This window comes from Nocardioides taihuensis (assembly GCF_042657275.1).
In the GTDB taxonomy this organism is placed as follows: domain Bacteria; phylum Actinomycetota; class Actinomycetes; order Propionibacteriales; family Nocardioidaceae; genus Nocardioides; species Nocardioides taihuensis.
In genome coordinates, this window is sequence record NZ_JBHSKD010000023.1 from 104,741 (window position 1) to 125,342 (window position 20,602).

A 20,602-nucleotide genomic window follows, 5' to 3' on the forward strand; every position below is an offset into this window, starting at 1 on the left:
TAGACCCCGTCGAACCGTCACTCAGATCGCTTGAACCGTCACTCAGATCAGACGAGCCGTCACTTGCGCCGCCCCAACTGACGGTTCGACGGATCCAGCTGACGGTTCGACGGATCTGAGTGACGGTTCGGCCTCAGAGGCGGTCGAGGTCGGGGTGGGGGGTGCCGCCGGAGAGGCGGGCGTAGCCGGGGCCGCGGTCGAAGAACGGGGCGTCCGCGGGGCGGGCGGCGCGCAGGTCGTCGCGGTGGCGGGTGGTCGCGTCGGGGTCGTGGGCGAGGTCGTCGGCCTCGAGCGAGCCGGTGAGCACCACGCCGTACGACGCGAGCGCGGCCTCCGGGGACACCTTGCGCCAGCGCACGTCGCGGACCACGGCCCCGGGGTCGCGGTCGAGCGGGTCGCCCCAGCCGCCACCGCCGGTGGTGCGGATCCGGATCACCTCGCCGGCGCGGACGGGTTCGGCGTCCGCGAGCGCGTCGACCGTGCGCTCGCGCGGCCCGCCGGGGTCGATCGTGACCTCGAAGGGCGCGCCGGCGAGCCCGCCGCGCACGCCCCAGCAGGCGAGGATCGACCGGTCGGCGATCGACATGAAGTGGGCGTCCTCGAGCATCCGGACGTGCTTCTCGTAGCCGAGGCCGCCGCGGTGCTCGCCGGCCCCGCCGGAGTCGACGGCGAGCGACAGCGACTCGACCCGGAACGGGAAGCGCGCCTCGGTGAACTCCGTCGGCAGGTTCCGCGAGTCGGGCACGACGTGGATGGTGTCCTCGCCGTCGGCGTAGTAGCGGCCGCCGGAGCCGCCGCCGAGCACCTCGCGCATCAGGTACGGCCGGCCGTCGCGGTCGAGTCCGTAGACGCCGGTGTAGCGGATGGTCTCCTGGTCGGCGGGCATCCGGCCGTCGACGGCCTTGGCGACGACGCCGGCGAGCACCCCGAGCAGGCGCAGGATCACGAACGTGCGGGCGTTGGTCGGCGCCGGGAAGACCGGGGTCAGCAGCGTGCCGGGCTCGGGGAACCGCATCTCGATCAGCGGCACCACGCCCTCGTTGACGTCGAGCTCGGCCATGCGCTCGGGGCTCTCGGCGAGGTTGCGCAGGATGGGCGCCAGCCACTTCTTCAGGAAGACCCCGTCGCTGTGGTCGCCGCAGTGGTTGATCGGCCCCCTGGCCTGCGGCGAGGTGCCGTCGAAGTCGAGCACCAGCCGCTCGCCGTCGGGGTCGTCGGGCGCGGTGCGGGTCAGGGTGATCCGCTGCGCGTGCAGCCGCGGCTCGTCGACGCCGTCGTGCTCGGCGTAGTCCTCCCAGGTCCAGCTGCCGACCGGGATCTGGCTGAGGATCTCGCGGCGGTACGTCGTGGTGGTGCGGTCGATGATCGCGTCGAAGCACGCCTCGACCGCGGCCACGCCGTACCGGTCGAAGAGCTCGCCGAGCCGGCGGGCGCCCATCAGGCAGGCCGAGCACTCGGCGTCGAGGTCGGCGGCGAGGCTCTCGGGCATCCGCGAGTTGCGGGTCATGATCGCCAGCGCCGCGCGGTTGGGCACACCGGCGTCCCAGAGCCGGATGGGCGGCACCATCAGGCCCTCCTCGAAGACGCTGGTGGCGTTGCTCGGCATCGAGCCCGGCACGGCCCCGCCGATGTCGTCGTGGTGCCCGAAGGCCTGGACGAACGCGACCACGGCACCGTCGGAGAAGACCGGCACCGTCACGCAGAGGTCGGGCAGGTGCCCGATCCCGCCCTCGGAGCGGTAGACGTCGTTGTGGAAGAAGACGTCGCCCTCGCGCATCTCGGCGATCGGGAAGTCACGCGCGACCGGGTGCACGAGCGCGGAGTAGGACCGGCCGGTGAGCTTGCGCAGCAGGCGGTCGTGGATGCCGGCGCGGAAGTCGTGGGCGTCGCGGATCATCGGGCTGCGGCTGGTGCGGGCGATGGCGGTCTCGACCTCCATCTCCACGCTGGCCAGCGACCCCTGCACGATCTCGACGAGCACGGGGTCGGCGCTCGCACCCCGGTCGTCGGTGAGGAAGCCGAAGGGGAACTGGGTCGGGGCCCGGCGGCTCATGCGTCGGCCTCCTCGTCACGGGTCACGACGAGGTTGAGGAACTCGTCGACCTCGACCTGGAAGCCCGGGTGGATGGGAATGGTCGAGCCGTACTCCTCGATGACCACGGGGCCGGGCAGGCCCAGTCCCGGCGCGAGGTCGGCCCGCTGGACGACGCGCGTGTCGACGTACCCGTCCGCCGGGTCGAAGCAGACCGGGCGCGTACGTCGGTCGGGCGTGCCCTCACCCGTGGTCTCGACAGGCTCGACCGACGGGTGTCGCCGGATCTCCGGGCGGGTGATCGGGCCGATGCCGGAGACCCGGAGGTTGACCCACTCGACCTGCTGGTCGGGGTCGCCGGCGAAGTCGTAGCCGTAGAGGGCGCGGTGCTCGGCGTGGAAGCGCGTCGCCACCTCGGCCAGCGTGGCCGCGTCGACGGGTCCGTCGGAGACCGGCACCCGCACCTCGAAGGCCTGGCCGAAGTAGCGCACGTCGGCGGTGCGCTGGAAGCGGTGCTGCTCGGGCGCGAACCCCTCGGTGGCCAGGGCGGCCGCCGCCCGCGCGGTGAGCTCGTCGAGGATCGCGGCCACCTCGCCGGGCTCGAGCGCGTCGGCGAGACGTACGTGGGTCTGCACATAGTCGTTCTTCACGTCGACCGTGAGCAGGCCGAACGCCGAGACGTTGCCCGGGTCGGGCGGCACCAGCACGGTCGGGATGCCGAGCACGTCCATCAGCCGGCACAGCAGCAGCGACCCGGAGCCGCCGAAGGTCGTGAGCGCGAAGTCGCGGACGTCGAGCCCGCGCTTGACGGTGACCTGACGCAGTGCGTTGGCCTGGTTCCAGGCGGAGATCTCGAGGATGCCGGTCGCGCACTGCTCGACGCCGAGGCCCAGCTGCGCGGCGAGCGACTCCAGTCCGGCGCGGGCCGCGTCGACGTCGAGCGGGATCTCGCCGCCGAGCAGGTGGGGCGGGATCCGGCCGAGGACCACGTGGGCGTCGGTGATGGTGACCTCGGTGCCGCCCCTGCCGTAGCAGAGCGGGCCGGGGTCGGCGCCGGCCGACTGAGGCCCGACCTTGAGCGTGCCCTCGGGCGAGAGGTGGGCGATCGAGCCACCGCCGGCGCCGACGGTGACCACGTCGATCATCGGGATCTTGGACGGGAAGGCGCCCACGCTGCCCTCGGTCGTCAGCGTCGGCTCGCCGTCGATGACGACCGAGACGTCTGTGGAGGTGCCGCCACCGTCGCTGGTCAGGACCCGGTCGAAGCCGGCGACCTTCGCGATCAGCGCCGCACCGAGCGCGCCGGCGGCCGGGCCGCTGAGCACCGTGGTGATCGGCTGGTGCACCACCTCGTCGGCCGAGAGCACGCCGCCGTTGCTCTTCATGACGTAGAACGGGACCTGCCGCCCGGCGAGGTCGTGCAGACGGCGCGCGATGTTCCCGACGTACGCCGCGAGGCGGGGCTTGACCGCCGCGTCCACGAGGGTGGTCATCGCGCGCTCGTACTCCCGGTACTCGCGCAGCACCTGGCTCGACAGCGAGACCACCGCGTCGGGGTGCTCCTCGGCCAGCACCTGCCGCATCCGCTCCTCGTGCCGCGGGTCGGCGTACGCGTGCAGGAAGCAGACGCCGAGGGTGGTGATCCCGCGGTCGCGGAACCAGCAGGCGACCTCGCGCGCGCCCTCCTCGTCGAAGGGGCGCACCTCGGCACCGGTGTGGTCGAGCCGGCCCTCGACGCCGCGGACGAGGTCGCGCGGGACGATCCGCGCCGGCTTCACCCAGAAGTAGGAGTTGCCGTAGCCGTCGGGCACCGACTGGCGCGCGATCTCGAGCATCGCCTCGTAGCCGGCGTTGGTGACGAAGCCGAGCCGGTCGACCTTGCCCTCGAGCAGCTGGTTGGTGGCCACCGTGGTGCCGTGGCTGACCGCCCCGACCGCGTCAGGGCCGGCGTCGAGCATCGCGAGCACCTTGTGGACGCCGGCGAGGAACCCCTCGGCCGGGTCGGCCGGGGTGGACGGGGTCTTGGTCGTGACCAGCGCACCGGTCTCCTCGTCGAGCGCGACGACGTCGGTGAAGGTGCCCCCGGTGTCGATCCCGATCCTGATCGCCATGGCGACCAGTGAATCGGTGCGCGGACCCCGCGGGCCACGGCACAAGTTGTCCGACGGGCCGGGTGACCGTTGGCAACGATGGCCGACCCGGAGACGTGGAGCTGCCGGGGTTCAGGCGTCGGCCGGCCGCTCGTTGTAGACGCCGGCCTCCTCCTGGCCGGTCAGGCCCTGGATCGCGCGCATGATCTCGTCGGTGACCTCGCGCCGCGCCCGGCCGAGCGGCATGCCGTCGAAGCGACCGGCGAACTCCAACGGCTCGCCGAAGCGCACGGCGACCTTCGCCAGGTGCAGGCGGCTGCTGCCGATCGGCTGGATGTCGGGCGTGCCCTCGAGGCCGACAGGGACGACGGGGCAGCCGGCGGTGAGCGCCAGGTGCGCGACACCGGTGCGGCCGCGGTAGAGGCGGCCGTCGCGCGAGCGGGTGCCCTCGGGGTAGATTCCGAACGCCTCGCCCCTCCCGAGCACCTCGAGCGCGGTGTCGAGGCTGTCCATCGCGGCCTTGGTGTCGTCGCGGTCGACCGGCAGCATCCCGATGCCCTCGAACCACATCCGCGTCGCCGTGCCCTTGAACCCGGTCCCGGTGAAGTAGTCGGACTTGGCCAGGAAGGCGACCTTGCGCGGCACCACGCACGGGATCACCACGCTGTCGACGAAGCTCAGGTGGTTGCTCGCCAGGATCACCGGCCCGGTGCGGGGGATGTGTTCGACACCGTGGACGTCCGGCCGCCAGAGGAGTCTGGCCACCGGCATGATCACGCTGTGCGCGACGCCGTAGAGCACGGACACAGTCTTGCCCATCGAGCCGCAAATAGGTGAAGGGCCCTCACAGGTATGAGCTGCAAGGGCCCTTCGGGGCAGTCGTGCGGGTGACGCACCCGACCGACGAATCCTCCACGCGAGCCCAGCGGCCTCGTCACCCGGCTGCTGCGGCGGGTTGCCCCACCGTGTGCCTCTCGCTTCGGTTCCGTCCCCGCCTCCCCCGGAGGAGAAGCGGTGGGAGAGTTCTATGCCCTCGGATCCCATGCCCGCAAGGGATTCCGGCGACAATCTTCGACATTCTTCTGGTTCCGGCGTGTCCCCCACAGGCGGGGCGGGGTTCCTCCACAGAACTGCCCGAGATGTCCACAGATCTCACGCGCGGCTGGGGACGAGGTGCGCCCGCGCCACCGCGCCGTGAGCGGGGCTCACCAGCGCCCCCCGGTCGGTCAGGCCGGGCGTGCGACCAGCTTGCGCAGCTGCCGGACGACGTTGTGCCGGTTGGTCTCGCGCAGCCAACCGTTGGGCAGCGACAGTCGCACCACCCGGTGCCAGGCCGAGTAGACCTGCGGGACCAGGGGACGCGCGCAGTAGGTCAGCCCGTACTTCTCGCAGAGCGCCTGCACCTGGGGTGCGATCTCCGCATAGCGGTTGCTCGGGAGGTCGGGGAAGAGGTGGTGCTCGATCTGGTGCGAGAGGTTGCCGGTCATCAGGTGCAGGGCCGGGGACCCGGAGATGTTGGCCGACCCCAGCATCTGGCGCAGGTACCAGTCCCCACGGCTCTCGTCCGGGTCGAGCTCCTCGACCTCGAAGACCTCCACGCCCTCGGGGAAGTGCCCGCACATGATCACCGCGTGCGACCACAGGTTGCGGGTCAGGTTCGCCACGGCGACGGCGCCCAGCGTCGACCGCCACCCGCGGCCGGACAGCGCCGGCCAGACGACGTAGTCCTTCGCCACCTGCTTCGCGGCCTTCCTCAGCGTCCGGCCGGCCTCGCGCTTCTTCTCCGGCGACATCGACGCCTTGGAGCGGATGTCGTCGCCGAGGTCGAGGTCGTACAGGGCGATGCCCCACTCGAAGATGCAGCCCGTGACCAGGTTCCACAGCGGCTGGAGCAGGTAGTAGGGCTTCCACTCCTGGGCCTCGTCGACGCGCATGATGCCGTACCCGAGGTCGTTGTCGCGGCCCACGATGTTGGTGTAGGTGTGGTGCACCTCGTTGTGTGCCCGCTTCCACTGGTCCGCGGGTGAGGCGTGGTCCCACTGCCAGGTGGTCGAGTGGATCTTCGGGTCGCGCATCCAGTCCCACTGACCGTGCAGGACGTTGTGGCCGATCTCCATGTTCTCGAGGATCTTGGCGAGCGCCAGACCCGTCGTACCGACCCACCAGGCGCCGCGGCGCCGGCTCCCGAGCAGGACCACCCGGCTGCCCATCTCCAGCGTCCGCTGGACCGCGATCACACGCCGGATGTACGCCGCGTCGCGTTCACCTCGGCTGTCGAGGACCTGCTGGCGGATCGCGTCGAGCTCGGCGGCGAGCTCCGCGACCTCGGCGTCGGTGAGGCCGCCCGGCCGCTGCGACACCGCCGCGGCCTCTCGCCCTCCGGCGGCACCGGCCACGCTCTGGCGCTCCTGCACGAGGCGCTGCTCCGTCACGACCTGGCTTCCTCCCATCTCTCTCCGTACCCCCGCACGGGCGCCGTCATCCGGGGGACCTGGCCCGGGCTCCCCGGACCGACCCGGTCGGGGTCCGTCGGGGCCCATCCGGCCATGTTCCTGCCCTGGTGGTCAAGCCCGGTCTGGCGGCCGCCCGCCGGTGCGTGCGGACGACGGACGGTGCCACACTCCTGCCCGTGCCCACGACGCGCCTGCTGATCATGCCGTACGACGAGCAGTGGCCGGCCGAGTTCGCCGCGATCGAGCGGCTCCTGCGCGATGCGCTCGGCCCCGCGGCCGCGCGCATCGACCACATCGGCTCGACCGCGGTCCCCGGCCTCGCGGCCAAGGACGTGATCGACGTGCAGATCGGTGTCGCCGAACTCGACGACCCGCGCCTCGAGCCGGCCCTGGCCCGGCTCGGCGCGACCCGCACGGACATCACCTCCGACCACGTGCCGCCCGGCGACGTGCACGGCCCCGGGGCGTGGGAGAAGCGCTACTTCCGGCCGCCCTCCTCGTGGCGGCCGACCCACCTCCACGTCCGCGAGACGGGGAGGCCCAACTTCCGCTACGCGCTGCTGTTCCGCGACTACCTCCGGCACTCGGTGGCGGCTGCCGGTGCCTACGCCCGGATCAAGGTCGCCCTCGCGCGGGCCCACCCCACCGACGTCGAGGCCTACTACGCCGTCAAGGACCCGGTCTGCGACCTGGTGATGGAGGCGGCCGAGCGCTGGGCGAGCAGCGTGGGCTGGAGCCCGGACGAGGCAGGTGGAAATGGTTGAAGGGCCCTCACAGGTATGAGCTGCAAGGGCCCTTCGGGTGACCGGTACTGGTGACGCTCCCAGTCGATCCGCCCTCGTCCGGCGATCCCGGTGGCCCCGTCACCTGGCCGACCGCGGCTCCTCCGGCGGACCGGTGGTGCCGTGCGGATCGTCGTCTCCGGCTGATCCCGCCCTTCCCGGAGGAAGTGCGTGGGAGAAGTTCTATGTGCTCCGGTCCCGTGCCCGCAAGGGGATCTAGCCAACTTCGCCGACATTCCTGGAGTTCCGGCGTGTCCCCCACAGGATTGCCCCAGCCTCTCCACAGCCACACGGATCATCGTCCACAGGTTGGGGAAAGTCTTGTGAATTGGTCGTCTATGGCGCAGCCGGTGGCGCGGGCCTCACGGCGACCGCCTCGACCTCGACCAGCTGGTCGGGGTAGCCCAGCACCGGCACCGCCAGGAGGGTGCTCGGGGCGTCGTGGTCGCCGAACGCGGCGCGCACCACGTTCCACACGGTGACCAGGTCGCTGCGGTCGGACGTCGCGACGTACACCGTGCTCTTGGCGACCTGGTCGAGCGACGACCCGGCGCCGACGAGGGCAGCCTCGAGGTTCGCCATCACCCGCGCGGCCTGGCCCTCGAGGTCGCCGACGGGGGCCACGTCGCCGGCGTCGTCCAGCGGGCAGGCGCCCGCGGTGAGGACGAGGTCGCCCCCGTCGACGACGGCCGCGTAGGCGTAGGGCACCTCGCTGGTCAGGGAGTCGAGGGTCGCGGAGCGGATCAGGTGCACGGCCATGCCGTGGACGCTATCCGCCCCAGGTGCGCGCCGCCTCGAACGACGCGGCCACCTCGAGCAGGAACCGGTCGCGGCCGTGGGCGGCGACCAGCTGCACGCCGACGGGCAGACCGGCGGGGGTGTGCCCGGCCGGCACCGAGACCGCGGGACACCCGGTCACCGTGATCGCGTACGCCGACATCATCCACGCGAGGTAGTCGGTGACCGGCTGGCCGGCCACCTCGCGGGGGTGCTCCTGGTCGGCGGGGAAGGGGGCCACCTGCGAGGTCGGCAGCACGAGCAGGTCGTAGCGCTCGAAGAACTCGCGCGCGACGTCGGCGAGCCGGGTGCGCTGCTCGTAGGCGCGTGCGACGTCGGCGCCGGTCAGCGACTCACCCGCGCGGACGTTGGCCGCCAGGGAGGCCTTGAGGCCGTCGGGGTGCTCGGCCAGCAGCTGCCCGAACCCGGCCTGGAAGAGCCACGCCCGCAGCGTGCGGAAGGTGTCGTCGGCCAGCCCCAGGTCCGGGTGGTCGGCGAAGACGTGCGCACCGGAGCGGGCCATCAGGCGACCGGCGTCCTCGACCACCGCGACCACCTCGGGGTCGACGGGGAACAGGCCGCCGAGGTCGGGGGTCCAGCCGACGCGCAGGCCGGCGAGCGCGCCGTGCAGGGGCGGTGCGAACACCGACCCCGGGTCGCCGAGGGCGTGGGGCGCGCGCGGGTCGGGGCCCGCGAGCACCGACAGCAGCAGGGCCGTGTCCGCGACCGTGCGCCCCATCGGCCCGGAGACGGCGGTGGTCTCCCAGTGGTTGGTCGTCGGCCACGTCGGCACCCGTCCCCATGACGGCCGCAGCCCCACGACACCGCAGAACGACGCAGGGTTGCGCAGCGAGCCGCCCATGTCGGAGCCGTCGGCCAGCGGCACCATGCCGGAGGCCAGCGCGCACGCCGCCCCGCCCGACGAGCCACCGGCCGACCGGCCGGGGTCGACGGGGTTGCGGGTGGTGCCGAAGACCCGGTTGAAGGTGTGCGAGCCGGCCGCGAACTCCGGCACGTTGGTCTTGCCGATGACCACGACACCGGCGCGCCGGACCCGCTCGACGACGAGGTCGTCGGCGTCGGGCACGTGGTCGGCGAAGAGCGGCGAGCCGTACGTCGTACGCCAGCCGGCCACGTCGTGGGTGTCCTTGAACGCGTGCGGCAACCCGTGCAGCCGGCCGAGCTCGCCGCCGCGGGCGAGGTGCTCGTCGGCCGCGGCCGCGCCGGCCCGGGCACGCTCCTCGTCGAGCGAGATGATCGCGTTGAGGGTCGGGTTGCGCTCGGCGATGCGGGCGAGGTGGAGCTCGAGCAGCTCGCGCGCGGAGATCCGCCGCGACCGCACGGCGATCGCCTGGTCGACGGCGGTCGAGTCCACCGACAGGTCGGTCACGACCGGCGCCGCCCGAAGATGCCGCCGGCGACGACGCCGAGCAGCACCAGACCGGCACCGACCGCGATGCCGCGCAGGAAGTCGTCGCGGCCGCCGGCGCGGGGCGGGGCGGTGAAGACGCGCTGGGCGGCACCCGTGGTCTCGACCGGCTCGACCGACGGCGCTGCTCCGGCGACCGGGCCCGACAGCGCGTCGCTGACGTTGCCGAAGAACTCCCCCGCCATCCGGGTCGAGACCGATCCGAGCATCCGCTGGCCCACGCCGCCGACCATGCCGCCGACGACGGCGTCGGCGTCCCACACGACCGTCGTGCCGTCGCTCGCGGGCTCGAACCGCACGGCGACCGTCGCATCGACCGTGCCCGGAGCACCGGCGCCCTGCAGCCGCATCGTCAGCGACTCGCGCTCGACGAGGTCCGACAGCGCGCAGGTGCCGTCGTAGGTGCCGCGGATCGCCGCGACGCCGGCGGTCACGGTCATGTCGTAGTGGTGGTCGTCCGTCGCGACCAGCCGCTCGCAGCCGGGCAGCGTGCGCACCAGCACGGCGGGGTCGAGGAGCGCGTCCCAGACCCGGTCGACGGGGTGGGGGATCGTGTTGCTGCCGGCGATCTTCATCGGTCCTCCTCCGTGGCACGGCGCCGGCGCAGCTCGAAGAGCTCCGACGGCGAGATCGGCATCGCGGTGATCGGGATGCCCTCGGCGTCCTCGATCGCCGCCGCGAACACGGCGGCCGACGGGATCACTCCCGCCTCGCCGGCCCCCTTGATGCCGAGGGGGTTGAGCGGCGACGGGGTCTCGAGGTGGTCGATGTCGATGCCGTCGGGCACCTCGGTGACGTAGGGCATCAGGAAGTCCATGAAGGAGGCGTTGAGCAGCTGCCCGGCCTCGTCGTACGCCATCCGCTCGTAGAGGGCGCCGGCGACGCCCTGCGCGACGCCGCCGTGGATCTGGCCCTCGACGATCATCGGGTTGATCAGCCGGCCGCAGTCGTGCACCACGGCGTACTTGAGGATCGTGACCTCGGCGGTGTCGGGGTCGGTCTCCACGACCACCGCGTGCATGCCGGAGGCGAAGGTGGACCGCTCGGGGCTGTAGAAGTCCTTGCCCTCGAGCCCGGGCTCGTCGTCCTCGGCCACCGGCGGCTTGCCCGGGTCGCCGACGCTGAACTGCGTCGCGGCCTTGGAGGCCTCGTCGAAGGCGTAGCGCAGCGGGTTGGAGAGCACGGCGACGGTGCCGAGGTCGATCGAGGCGCCGGTGCCCCTGACCGACACCACGCCGTCGGCGATCTCGAGGTCCTCGGGCTCCGCCTCGAGCGCCTCGGCCGCGATCCGCAGTGCCTTCTCCTTCGTGCGCCGGGCCGCGAGGTGCACCGCCGAGCCGCTCATCACCGCGGCCCGCGAGGCGAACGTGCCCACGGCGTAGGGCATCCGGCGGGTGTCGCCGGTCGTCACCTCGACGTCCTCGAGCCGCACCCCGAGCTCGTCGGCGACGAGCTGGGCGAAGACCGTGGCGTGTCCCTGGCCCTGCGTGGTGAGGCCGGTCGAGACCTTGACCTTGCCCGAGGTCTCGACGTGCACGTGCGCGCCCTCGTACGGGCCGACGCCGGTGCCCTCGACGTAGCAGGCCAGGCCGATCCCGACCCGGCGCCCCTGTGCGGCCATCTCGGCGCGGAAGGCCGGGAACTCGTCCCACCCGACGAGCTCCTTGAGCTTGGCGAGCGAGGCGGGGTAGTCACCGGAGTCGTACTCGAGCTCGCGGCCGTCCTGGAAGACCAGGCCCTGGTCGAAGGGGAACTCGTCGGGCTGGATGAAGTTGACCGCGCGCACCTCGGTGCGGTCCTTGCCGAGGTGGGCCGCGATCGCGTCCATGGTGCGCTCCATGACGTAGCAGCCCTGCGGCCGCCCGGCCCCGCGGTAGGGCGTGACCATCACGGTGTTGGTGTAGAGGCTCTCGAAGACGACCCGGTAGGCGCCCGGCTTGTAGGGGCCGAGCAGCTGGGTCGAGGTGATGATCGGGACGATGAGCCCGTACGGCGTGTAGGCGCCGTGGTCGTGCCAGAACTGCACGTCGAGCCCGAGCACCCGGCCCTCGTCGTCGAAGCCGACCTCGACGTGGTGCACCTGCCCGCGCTCGTGCGCGGAGGAGATGAAGTGCTCGCGGCGGTCCTCGGTGAAGCGCACGGGGCGGCCGAGGGCACGCGCAGCCAGGGGCACGAGCAGCTCCTCGGGCCACGGGTGGTTGATCTTCACGCCGAACCCGCCGCCCACGTCAGGGGTGATCACGTCGACCTGGCCGAGGTCGAGGCCGAGCTTGGCGGCCACGGCGGCGCGCACGCCGGTGGCGGTCTGGGTCGAGGACCACACGGTCATCCGGCCGACGTCGGGGTCCCAGCGGGCCACGACCCCGCGCCCCTCGAGCGGCGTGCACGCGCTGCGCTCGACGGTGAGGTCGAGCTCGAGGCGGTGCGGCGCGGCCGCGACGGCAGAGCGGGCGTCGCCGTTCTCCTGCTCGAGACGGGCGCCGACGTTGCCGGGCACGTCGTCGTGCACGAGGTGCCCGGCGGCGCGGGCTGCGGGGATGCCGACGACGGGCGGGAGCACGTCGTACTCCACCCGGATGCGGTCGAGGGCGTCCTCCGCGACGTAGCGGTCGTCGGCGACGACGAAGGCGATCGCCTCGCCGACGTGGTTGACCTCGTCGCGGGCCAGCGCGTGCTGGGTGCGGCCGTGGGTGAGCGCGGGGTGCGGGATCAGCAGCGGCAGCGGCTCGGCCATCGCGCCCGTGAGGTCGTCGTGGGTCCAGACGACGTGGACGCCCTCGACGTCGAGCACGCCCGAGACGTCGATGTCGACGATCCGCGCGTGGGCGTGCGGCGACCGGAGCACGGCGGCGTGCAGGGTGCCCGGGGCCTGCGACAGCACGTCGTCGACGTAGCGGCCCCGGCCGCGCAGCATCCGGTCGTCCTCGACGCGGGGCACCTTGGTGCCCATCAGCCTGGTGGTCACGAGTGGTCCGCCATGATCTCGGCGGCACGCTCGACCGCTTTGACGATGTTCTGGTAGCCGGTGCAGCGGCAGAGGTTGCCGGCGACCATCTCCCGGGCCTCGTCGTGCGTGGGCGTCGGGTTGTCGCGCAGGCCGGCCGTGACCGTGGTCAGGAAGCCGGGCGTGCAGAAGCCGCACTGCAGCCCGTGGCACTCGCGGAACGCCTGCTGCACCGGGCTCAGGGCGCCGCCGGGCTCGGCGAGCCCCTCGACCGTGGTCACCTCCTGGCCCGCGACCGACACCGCGAGCAGCAGGCAGGCGCGCACCGGGCGGCCGTCGAGCAGGACCGTGCACGCGCCGCACACGCCGTGCTCGCAGCCGACGTGGGTGCCGGTCAGCCCGAGGTCGTGGCGCAGCGCGTCGGAGAGCAGGCGACGCGCCGGCACCCGCAGCTCGCGCACCACGCCGTTGACGCTCAGCCGGACGTCGTGCCGCTCCTCGCTCACCGCCGCTCCCTCGTCATGGAGCCACCCTCGCACCCGCACGGGCGGCTTCCACGACGCGCGCCGTCAGCACCCGCACCAGGTGCGCGCGGTAGTCGGCGCTCGCGTGGACGTCGGCGGCCGGGTCGAGGTGCTCGAGCGCGCGGTCACCGAGGTCGTCGTCGGCGACCCCGGACAGGTCCACGACGGTCGGCACGTCGCAGACCGAGAGGAACCCCGCCCGCACCTGCTCGCCGTGCACGACGGCGCCGACGCCGACGAGCGCGTAGTCGCCCTGGCGGCGCGAGACCTCCTCGAAGCCCACGCCCGCACCGACCGGCAGCGCCGGGAAGAACGCCTCGACCGCGATCTCGTCGTGGGCCAGCGACGACTCCAGCGGTCCGACGTACAGCTCGTCGGCCGCGACCGTACGACGCCCACGGGTCGAGGCGACCTCGAGCGTGCCGCCGAGCAGGCGCAGCACCATCGGCATCTCGGCGGCCGCGTCCGCGTGGACGAGAGAGCCGACGAGCGTGCCCCGGTTGCGGATGGTCGCGTGCGCGACGTGCCCGAGGGCCAGGGGCAACAGCGGCTGGGCCGCTGCCACCTCGGCCGAGGCGAGCACGTCGGCGTGGCGGGCCAGCGCCCCCACCCGCACCCCGTCGTCGCCGACCCGGATGCCGTCGAGCCCGGGGACCCCGTTGAGGTCGACGAGCAGCGACGGCGCCGCGAGGCGCATGGAGAGCAGCGGCACCAGGCTCTGGCCGCCGGCCAGCACCTTGGCGCCGGGGGCGCCGGCCAGGGCCTCGAGGGCGTCCTCGAGGGTCCCCGGACGGCGGTAGGCGAAGGGGGCAGGCTTCACAGCGCCCTGGTCACCTCGTCGGCCCCGGCGTGCGGGTGCGTGCGGTGCGGCCGGTTCACGAGGTGGAAGTAGACGATCACCATGATCGTGCCGAGCGCGATGCCCGAGAGCTCGAAGTCGTCGGTGAAGGTGAGGGTGACCCCGCCGATGCCGGCGATGATGCCGGCCGCCAGGCCGACCAGGTTCACCGGGTCGCCGAAGTCGACCCGGTTCTCGACCCAGATCTTCGCGCCCACGAGACCGATCATCCCGTACAGCACCACGGTGATGCCGCCGAGCACGCCGCCGGGTGTCGCGCTCACGACCGCACCGAACTTGGGGCACAGACCGAGCAGGATCGCGACCGCGGCCGCCACGTAGTACGCCGCGGTCGAGTAGACCTTGGTCGCACCCATGACGCCGATGTTCTCGGCGTACGTCGTGGTGGGCGCGCCGCCGAAGGCCGAGGCGAGCGCGGTCGCGACTCCGTCGGCACCGATCGCGCGGCCCATGTAGGGGTCGAGGTCGTCGCCGGTCATCTCCGCGACCGCCTTGACGTGACCGGTGTTCTCCGCGATCAGCGCGATCACGCCGGGCAGCACCAGCAGGATGAAGGTGAGGCTGAAGCTCGGGCCGTGCACCACGCTGACGCCGTCCGAGAGCGTGCCGCTCGGGAAGCCGATCCAGTCCGCGGCCTCGACGCCGGCCCAGGTGACCCGGTCGTGCTCGGTCGGCGTGCACCCCTGGCCTCCGCAGGAATTGATGGTGCCGAACACCGCGTCGAAGAGCCACGAGACCAGGTAGCCGAAGACCAGCGCGAGCAGCACCGCGATCCGGGACCAGAAACCGGGGAACAGCACGGCCGCGCACACCATGAAGGTGGCGGTGAGCAGGGCCACCCACTGGTCCTGCGGCCAGTAGATCTGGGCGACGACCGGGGCGAGGTTGAAGCCGATCAGCATCACGACGGCACCGGTGACCGCCGGCGGGAGGATCTTGTGGATCATGCCGGACCCACCGAAGTGGACCGCGAGCCCGACGAGGGCCAGCACGATGCCGGCCACCATGATCGCGCCGGTCACGTCGGCGGAGTCGCCGCCCTGGCTGCGGATGGCCGCCACGCTGGCCACGAACGACGCGCTGGTGCCGAGGTAGCTCGGCACCTTGTTGCTCGTCATGAGCAGGAACAGGATCGTGCAGATGCCCGAGAACATGATGGCGAGGTTGGGGTCGAGCCCCATGACGATCGGGAACACGAACGTCGCCCCGAACATCGCGACGACGTGCTGCGCCCCGACGCCGATCGTCTTGCCCCACGGCAGTCGCTGCTGGGGGGCGACCGGCTGACCGGGACCCGGATCGACGACGGTCCAGCTGAACATCGACATGACGGACCTCCTGCGCACTGGATGACCCTCGAGGGCTCGGCCGGCGGCAGCTCGACCGAGGCGCCTCACGCTAGTGGCGCCCATCACACACCCTCGACGGCACGATCTGCCGGAGCAGCGCCGCGACGGCTGGCAAAGGTCGCCGGGACCGGCGCCCTATGGAGCGACGTCGTGCAGCTCGAGCACCCGCAGCGCGAGGGCGACGTCGAGGCGCAGGTCGGGGTCGGAGGAGAGCGGTCCGAGGAGCCGCTCGAGCTTGCCGACCCGGTAGCGCAGCGTGTTGTAGTGGAAGAACTGCAGGCGTGCGGCCTCGGCGACGTTGAAGTTGGTGTCGAGCAGGATCCGCAGCGTCTCGCGCAGGTCGCGGGCCTCGGTGGTGTCCTCGGCCAGCGGCCCGAGCACGTCGCGGACGAAGGCGCGCAGCTCGCCGGCGTCCGGGACCAGCGCGATCAGGCGGTGCACGCCGAGCTGGTCGAAGAACGTCGTCGACGCGCCCCCGCGCACCCGGCGGCCGACCTGCACCGCCCGGCAGGCCTGGGCGAAGGCGTCGGGCATCTCCTCGAGCGAGGTCACGCGGCGGCTCACTCCGACCGAGAACGGCCGGCGGCCCCCGCCCTTGTCGCCGGCCACCTCGGTGACCACCTCGTGCACGACCTTCTCCCCCGTGACACCCGGGCCCTCCTCGTCGGGGACCGGCAGCAGCGCCACCACCTGCGAGGAGAAGTCGACGGTCGGCACCTCCGCGTGCAGGCGCGCGGTCACCTGCCGCCACGCGGCGGCGAACCGCTCCTGCCAGCGCCGCGCCTCGGGCGACGTCTCACCCTGCTCGTCGGGGTCGAGCTCGGCCGCGACCACGACGACGGGGCGGCGCAGGTCCCAACCGAAGGTGCGCGCGTGCGCCTCGACGTACGCCGGGTCCCCGGCGCGGCCGAGGAAGACGTCGCGCAGGAAGTCGCCGCGGTACTTGTTCTCGACGGCGGTGACGGCCTCCTCGCGGGTGATCAGCAGCGCGGCGACGGTGGCCGCGCGCTCGAGCGCGTGCACGTCGGCCGCGCCGACCTGCTGGCCGGGACGGAGCACGACGATCCGCGCCAGGTCGTCGCCGCCGGCGGCGACGCGCAGCCAGCGCACCTGCCCGTCGGCCAGCGGGGTGCCGGCCGGGTCGATCCGCTCCACGCGGACCCGGCCGGTGTCGTCGACCAGGCCCGCGGCCTCGAGCAGGTCGCGGTGGCCGGGCGCGAGGTGGGCGGCGCGCTCGCGGCCGTCGGTCGAGGTGACGAGCACGCCGAGGTCGAGCACCCGCGCCACCTCGGCCGCGATGCCGGCGAGGTCGCCGCCCTCCAGCACGATCGCGGTCAGGGCCGTGTGCAGCGCGTCGACCCGCGCCAGCGCGGCGGTCGGGTCAACGGCTGGCAAGACTTGCACCCTTCCACGGGTCTGTTCGGCACAACCTCACATCGGCAAACGTATCGGCCCGCCGCTAGCGTCGGAAGGCATGAGCCACGCCTCGCTGCCGGCCGCGGTCCCGGTCGCCGCGTCGCCCCGGGTGGCGGGCCTGCTCGCCGCCGCCGACGGCCCGCTCGAGGTCGTGCACCGCGGGCCCGACGCCGTGTACGTCGCGCTGGGTGGCGAGCCCGGCGACCGGGCGGTCGGCGTGCTCTCGCGGGCGGCCGTGCCGGTGCCCTGCGGGCTGCGCTCGCGGCTGGCGGAGGTGCCGGACGGTCGGGCGGTGGTGGCCGGCGGGGTGCTGCACCTCGGCGGCGTGCCGCTGCCGGTCGCGCGGCTCGTCGACGTGCGGGTCCCGCGGATCGACCCGGCTCTCGTGCGACCGGGCACGCTCGACCTCGCGGACGTGGACCGGCTGGTCGGGCTCGGCCCCGGCCTCACGCCGTACGGCGACGACGTGCTGTGCGGGTGGCTGGCGGTGCACCGGGCCGCCGGGATCGCGACCGACGAGGTCGACGCCCGGGTGGGCGCGCTCGCCGGCCGCACCACGCTGCTCTCGGCGACGCTGCTCGACTGCGCGGTCCGGGGCGAGGTGGTGCCCGCCTTCGGGGTCTGGCTCGCCGCGCTGGAGACGCCGCGCGAGGCCGCGGCCGCGGACGCCGTGCTCGCCGTCGGCGCGTCGTCGGGTGCCGGGCTGCTCGCGGGCGCGGCCCTGGCGCTGGGCCGGCGCTCCTCGGTCGACGTGGACGACGGGATCGGCAGGATCGCCGCGTGAGCGCCGTCCACGTCGAGGTGCGCCCGGGGGCGTACGCCGACTCCGTCGCGCTGCTCGACGTCAGCCGGGTGCTGCAGGACGTGTCGGGCGTGGCCGCCGGGCAGGTGGCGATGGCCACCGCGCTCAACGTCGACGTGCTCACCACGATGGGGTTCACCGTGCCCGACGGCACCGGCCCGAACGACCTGGTGGTCGCCGTGCGGCTCGCGCCCGACGCCGACGACGGCACCCTGGAGCGGGCCCTGGCCGCCGTCGAGGAGGCGCTGCGCGCGCCGGCACGGCGTACGTCGGAGGCGGCCGAGGAGCCGCCCCACACCACGGCCTCGGCGCTCCGCCTCGCCCCGGGTGCGCTGGTGCTGGTCTCGGTGCCGGGCGCGAGCGCCTTCGTCGAGGCGGTCGACGCGCTCGAGGCCGGCAGCGACGTGATGGTCTTCAGCGACAACGTGCCCGTGGCGCAGGAGGTCGCGCTCAAGCGCCTGGCCGCCGAGCGCGACCTGCTGGTGATGGGGCCCGACTGCGGCACCGCGGTGGTCGGCGGCGTGGGGCTGGGCTTCGCGAACGCCGTCGCCCCCGGCCCGGTCGGCATCGTCGCCGCGTCGGGCACCGGCTGCCAGCAGCTGCTCGCGCTGCTCGACCACGCCGGCGTCGGCATCTCGCACGCGCTCGGCGTGGGCGGGCGCGACCTCTCCGCCGAGGTCGGCGGCGCGGCCACCCGCGAGGCACTCCGCAGGCTCGACGCCGACCCCGCGACCGAGGTCGTGGTGCTCGTCTCCAAGCCGCCGGCCGACGAGGTCGCGGCCGCGCTCGCGTCGTACGTCGGGGAGCTGACGACGCCGGTGGGGTCGGGGCTGCTCGGACCCGGCCGGCGCGACCTGACCGCCGTCGCGGAGGCGACGCTGGCCCAGCTGGGGCGCCCCGTCCCCGCGTGGCCGGTCGCGGGCCGCGCGCGGCAGGGCCGCGGCGGGCGGCTGCACGGGCTCTTCGTCGGTGGCACGTTGTGCACCGAGGCGCGTCTGGTGGCCGAGGCGCTGGGGGTGGACGGCAGCTTCACCGACTTCGGCGACGACGAGTACACCCGCGGCCGCGCCCACCCGATGATCGACCCCACGCTGCGGCTCGAGCGGCTGGCGGCGGTGGGCGCCTTGCCCGAGACCGGCGTGGTCCTGCTCGACGTCGTCCTCGGGCACGGCGCCGAGCCCGACCCCGCGGCGCGGCTGGCACCCGCGATCAGGGCGCTCGACCAACCCGTCGTGGTGACGGTCGTCGGCACCTCCCGCGACCCGCAGGGACGCGACCGCCAGGTCGCCGCGCTGGTCGAGGCCGGTGCCGAGGTGCACCTGTCCAACGCCCGGGCCGCGCGCCGCGCGGTCCAGCTCGCCGGAGCCGCGGGAGGTGCGGCATGACGTCCGCGGAGCACGTCGTCGGCGTGGGCGCCGGCCTGCTCGCCGACGCGGTCGAGGCCCAGGCCGCCGGGGTGACGCGCGTCGACTGGCGCCCGCCGATGCCGGGCACCGAGGACGACCTGGTCGCGGTCGCGGCCGACGCCCGGCGCCGGGCCGCCAACGAGCAGGCGCTCGCGGCGGTGCTCGGTGTCACCGCCCACCTCGTCGACGTCGGGCCCGCGTCGGAGGTGCTCGGGCTCGAGCGGGGCGAGTTCCTGCACGCCGGGCCGCCGATCGGGTGGGACCGCGCGTCGGGGCCGCTGCGCGGTGCGCTCATGGGCGGGGCCGCCCTCGAGGGCCTGGTCGACGACCCCGAGGACGCCGCCGCGCTCTTCGAGGCCGGGTCGGTGTCGCTCGAGCCCTGCCACCACCGCCGGACGGTCGGGCCGATGGCCGGTGTGGTCACGCCGTCGATGTGGGTCTTCGTGCTGGAGGACCCCGCGACCGGTGCCCGCACCCACTGCACGCTCAACGAGGGACTGGGCAAGGTGCTGCGCTACGGCGCCTACGCACCGGAGGTGCTCGAGCGGCTGCGCTGGATGGGCGCCGTGCTCGGGCCGCTGCTGCGCGACGCGGTGCGGGCCGCCGGGCCGGTCGACGTGACCGGCATCCTCACCCAGATGCTCCAGATGGGCGACGAGGCCCACAACCGCAACCGCGCGGGCACGCTGATGCTGCTGCGCGACCTCTCGCCGGCGATGGTCGCGAGCGGAGTGCCGTCGTCCGACGTCGCTGAGGCGCTGCGGTTCGTCGGGGGCAACGACCACTTCTTCCTCAACCTCGCGATGCCCGCCTGCAAGCTCGCGCTCGACGCCGCGCGCGGCGTCCCGGGCTCGACGATGGTGGTCGCGATGGCCCGCAACGGCACCGACTTCGGCATCCAGGTCTCCGGCACCGGTGACGAGTGGTTCACCGGCCCGGCGCAGCTCGCGGACGGGCTCTACCTCGGCGACTACGGCCCCGAGGACGCCAACCCCGACATCGGCGACTCCGCGATCACCGAGACCGCCGGGCTCGGCGGCTTCGCGATGGCGACGGCACCCGCGATCGTGCGGTTCGTCGGCGGATCGGTGCCCGACGCCCTCGCGACCACCCGGCGCATGCACGAGATCACGCTCGGCGAGAACCCCCGCTGGACCATCCCGGTGCTCGACTTCCGCGGCGTACCCACCGGCATCGACGTCACCCGCGTCTGCCGCACCGGCATCCTCCCCCAGATCAACACCGGCATGGCCGGCCGCGTGGCCGGCGTCGGCCAGGTCGGCGCCGGCCTGGTCACGCCCCCGGCCGAGGTCTTCCCGAAGGCCCTCGCCCGGCTGGCCGAGCTGGCGGCCACGGCGGACGTCATACGGTCTGCCGGTCCTGACCGACGGAACGTATGACGCAGCGGCCCGGGCTCAGCCGCCGAGCACCGGGCGGAAGAACGCCCGCGCGAGGTCGACGTTGCCGGAGGGGCGCAGCGGGGTGGCCTCCTCGAGGTAGCACTGCCGGGCCTCGCCCTGGTGGCTGGGCGGCAGGGACCCGTCGGCGCGGACGACCCGCCACCACGGCACCGGGCCGCCGTGGGCGGCCATGATCGCGCCGACCTGGCGCGGGCCGCCGCCACCCGCGCGCTCGCCGACGACCTCGGCGATCGCGCCGTACGTCGTGACGCGGCCGCGCGGGACCTGCTCGACGCAGCGCAGCACGAGCTCGACGTACTCCTCCGGGTCGATCCGCAC

At 73.7% G+C, this 20,602-nt stretch carries 17 protein-coding genes; 4 read left to right on the forward strand and 13 right to left on the reverse strand.

Annotated elements, in window-relative coordinates; translation table 11 throughout:
• Positions 1-133: 133 nt before the first annotated feature.
• The 4 genes from ACFPGP_RS16810 to ACFPGP_RS16825 all read right to left on the reverse strand — a co-directional run bounded on the left by ACFPGP_RS16810 (position 134) and on the right by ACFPGP_RS16825 (position 6,554).
• Positions 134-2,053: a hydantoinase B/oxoprolinase family protein gene (locus ACFPGP_RS16810; protein WP_378591923.1), complete on the reverse strand. Its 1,920-nt coding sequence runs from the start codon at positions 2,051-2,053 to the stop codon at positions 134-136.
• The gene (locus tag ACFPGP_RS16815) at positions 2,050-4,143 is read right to left on the reverse strand and encodes a hydantoinase/oxoprolinase family protein (protein ID WP_378591924.1); all 2,094 of its coding nucleotides are present in this window, start codon (positions 4,141-4,143) and stop codon (positions 2,050-2,052) included. Before ACFPGP_RS16815 ends, ACFPGP_RS16810 begins: the two co-directional genes overlap by 4 nt.
• Before the next feature lie 111 nt (positions 4,144-4,254).
• Positions 4,255-4,941, reverse strand: coding sequence for a lysophospholipid acyltransferase family protein (locus ACFPGP_RS16820; RefSeq protein ID WP_378591926.1), 687 nt, complete (start codon positions 4,939-4,941; stop codon positions 4,255-4,257).
• 407 nt (positions 4,942-5,348) lie between these two features.
• On the reverse strand, positions 5,349-6,554 hold the full coding sequence (locus tag ACFPGP_RS16825) for a fatty acid desaturase family protein (RefSeq protein ID WP_465263268.1): 1,206 nt from the start codon (positions 6,552-6,554) through the stop codon (positions 5,349-5,351).
• 197 nt (positions 6,555-6,751) lie between these two features.
• Here ACFPGP_RS16825 and ACFPGP_RS16830 point away from each other — a divergent pair, with 197 nt between their 5' ends.
• The gene (locus ACFPGP_RS16830) at positions 6,752-7,339 is read left to right on the forward strand and encodes a GrpB family protein (RefSeq protein ID WP_378591927.1); all 588 of its coding nucleotides are present in this window, start codon (positions 6,752-6,754) and stop codon (positions 7,337-7,339) included.
• Positions 7,340-7,693: 354 nt separating this feature from the next.
• Here ACFPGP_RS16830 and ACFPGP_RS16835 read toward each other — a convergent pair whose 3' ends face one another.
• The 8 genes from ACFPGP_RS16835 to ACFPGP_RS16870 all read right to left on the reverse strand — a co-directional run bounded on the left by ACFPGP_RS16835 (position 7,694) and on the right by ACFPGP_RS16870 (position 16,634).
• Positions 7,694-8,116 (reverse strand): RidA family protein, encoded by a 423-nt coding sequence (locus ACFPGP_RS16835; protein ID WP_378591929.1) that lies wholly within the window; start codon positions 8,114-8,116, stop codon positions 7,694-7,696.
• 10 nt (positions 8,117-8,126) lie between these two features.
• The gene (locus ACFPGP_RS16840) at positions 8,127-9,524 is read right to left on the reverse strand and encodes an amidase (protein ID WP_378591930.1); all 1,398 of its coding nucleotides are present in this window, start codon (positions 9,522-9,524) and stop codon (positions 8,127-8,129) included.
• Positions 9,521-10,138, reverse strand: coding sequence for an SRPBCC family protein (locus ACFPGP_RS16845; protein WP_378591931.1), 618 nt, complete (start codon positions 10,136-10,138; stop codon positions 9,521-9,523). The genes ACFPGP_RS16840 and ACFPGP_RS16845 overlap by 4 nt, the downstream gene beginning before the upstream one ends.
• Entirely contained in the window at positions 10,135-12,528 is a 2,394-nt protein-coding gene (cutA, locus tag ACFPGP_RS16850) for an aerobic carbon-monoxide dehydrogenase large subunit (RefSeq protein WP_378591932.1), read from the reverse strand. Before cutA ends, ACFPGP_RS16845 begins: the two co-directional genes overlap by 4 nt.
• On the reverse strand, positions 12,525-13,013 hold the full coding sequence (locus ACFPGP_RS16855) for a (2Fe-2S)-binding protein (RefSeq protein WP_378591933.1): 489 nt from the start codon (positions 13,011-13,013) through the stop codon (positions 12,525-12,527). Before ACFPGP_RS16855 ends, cutA begins: the two co-directional genes overlap by 4 nt.
• 13 nt (positions 13,014-13,026) lie before the next feature.
• Positions 13,027-13,851, reverse strand: a complete 825-nt coding sequence (locus ACFPGP_RS16860; RefSeq protein WP_378591934.1) for an FAD binding domain-containing protein — start codon at positions 13,849-13,851, stop codon at positions 13,027-13,029.
• Positions 13,848-15,212 (reverse strand): uracil-xanthine permease family protein, encoded by a 1,365-nt coding sequence (locus ACFPGP_RS16865; RefSeq protein WP_378591974.1) that lies wholly within the window; start codon positions 15,210-15,212, stop codon positions 13,848-13,850. Before ACFPGP_RS16865 ends, ACFPGP_RS16860 begins: the two co-directional genes overlap by 4 nt.
• Before the next feature lie 162 nt (positions 15,213-15,374).
• Positions 15,375-16,634, reverse strand: coding sequence for a PucR family transcriptional regulator (locus tag ACFPGP_RS16870; RefSeq protein ID WP_378591935.1), 1,260 nt, complete (start codon positions 16,632-16,634; stop codon positions 15,375-15,377).
• 79 nt (positions 16,635-16,713) lie between these two features.
• On the opposite strand from ACFPGP_RS16870, the gene ACFPGP_RS16875 reads away from it, so the two are divergent.
• The 3 genes from ACFPGP_RS16875 to ACFPGP_RS16885 are packed head-to-tail and all read left to right on the forward strand — an operon-like array spanning position 16,714 to position 20,263.
• The gene (locus ACFPGP_RS16875) at positions 16,714-17,439 is read left to right on the forward strand and encodes an oxamate carbamoyltransferase subunit AllH family protein (RefSeq protein WP_378591936.1); all 726 of its coding nucleotides are present in this window, start codon (positions 16,714-16,716) and stop codon (positions 17,437-17,439) included.
• Entirely contained in the window at positions 17,436-18,842 is a 1,407-nt protein-coding gene (locus ACFPGP_RS16880) for an FdrA family protein (RefSeq protein ID WP_378591937.1), read from the forward strand. Before ACFPGP_RS16875 ends, ACFPGP_RS16880 begins: the two co-directional genes overlap by 4 nt.
• Positions 18,839-20,263: a YlbE family protein gene (locus tag ACFPGP_RS16885; protein WP_378591938.1), complete on the forward strand. Its 1,425-nt coding sequence runs from the start codon at positions 18,839-18,841 to the stop codon at positions 20,261-20,263. Before ACFPGP_RS16880 ends, ACFPGP_RS16885 begins: the two co-directional genes overlap by 4 nt.
• A 15-nt stretch (positions 20,264-20,278) precedes the next feature.
• On the opposite strand, the gene ACFPGP_RS16890 is transcribed toward ACFPGP_RS16885, so the two are convergent.
• Entirely contained in the window at positions 20,279-20,602 is a 324-nt protein-coding gene (locus ACFPGP_RS16890) for an MGMT family protein (protein ID WP_378591939.1), read from the reverse strand.

Excerpts from the sequence above, each read along its gene's own strand:
- ACFPGP_RS16865 (WP_378591974.1), bottom strand. The coding sequence starts at position 15,212 with ATGTTCAGCTGGACCGTCGTCGATCCGGGTCCCGGTCAGCCGGTCGCC.
- ACFPGP_RS16845 (WP_378591931.1), bottom strand. The coding sequence starts at position 10,138 with ATGAAGATCGCCGGCAGCAACACGATCCCCCACCCCGTCGACCGGGTC.
- ACFPGP_RS16815 (WP_378591924.1), bottom strand. The coding sequence starts at position 4,143 with ATGGCGATCAGGATCGGGATCGACACCGGGGGCACCTTCACCGACGTC.
- ACFPGP_RS16820 (WP_378591926.1), bottom strand. The coding sequence starts at position 4,941 with ATGGGCAAGACTGTGTCCGTGCTCTACGGCGTCGCGCACAGCGTGATC.
- ACFPGP_RS16810 (WP_378591923.1), bottom strand. The coding sequence starts at position 2,053 with ATGAGCCGCCGGGCCCCGACCCAGTTCCCCTTCGGCTTCCTCACCGAC.
- ACFPGP_RS16875 (WP_378591936.1), top strand. The coding sequence starts at position 16,714 with ATGAGCCACGCCTCGCTGCCGGCCGCGGTCCCGGTCGCCGCGTCGCCC.
- ACFPGP_RS16835 (WP_378591929.1), bottom strand. The coding sequence starts at position 8,116 with ATGGCCGTGCACCTGATCCGCTCCGCGACCCTCGACTCCCTGACCAGC.
- ACFPGP_RS16885 (WP_378591938.1), top strand. The coding sequence starts at position 18,839 with ATGACGTCCGCGGAGCACGTCGTCGGCGTGGGCGCCGGCCTGCTCGCC.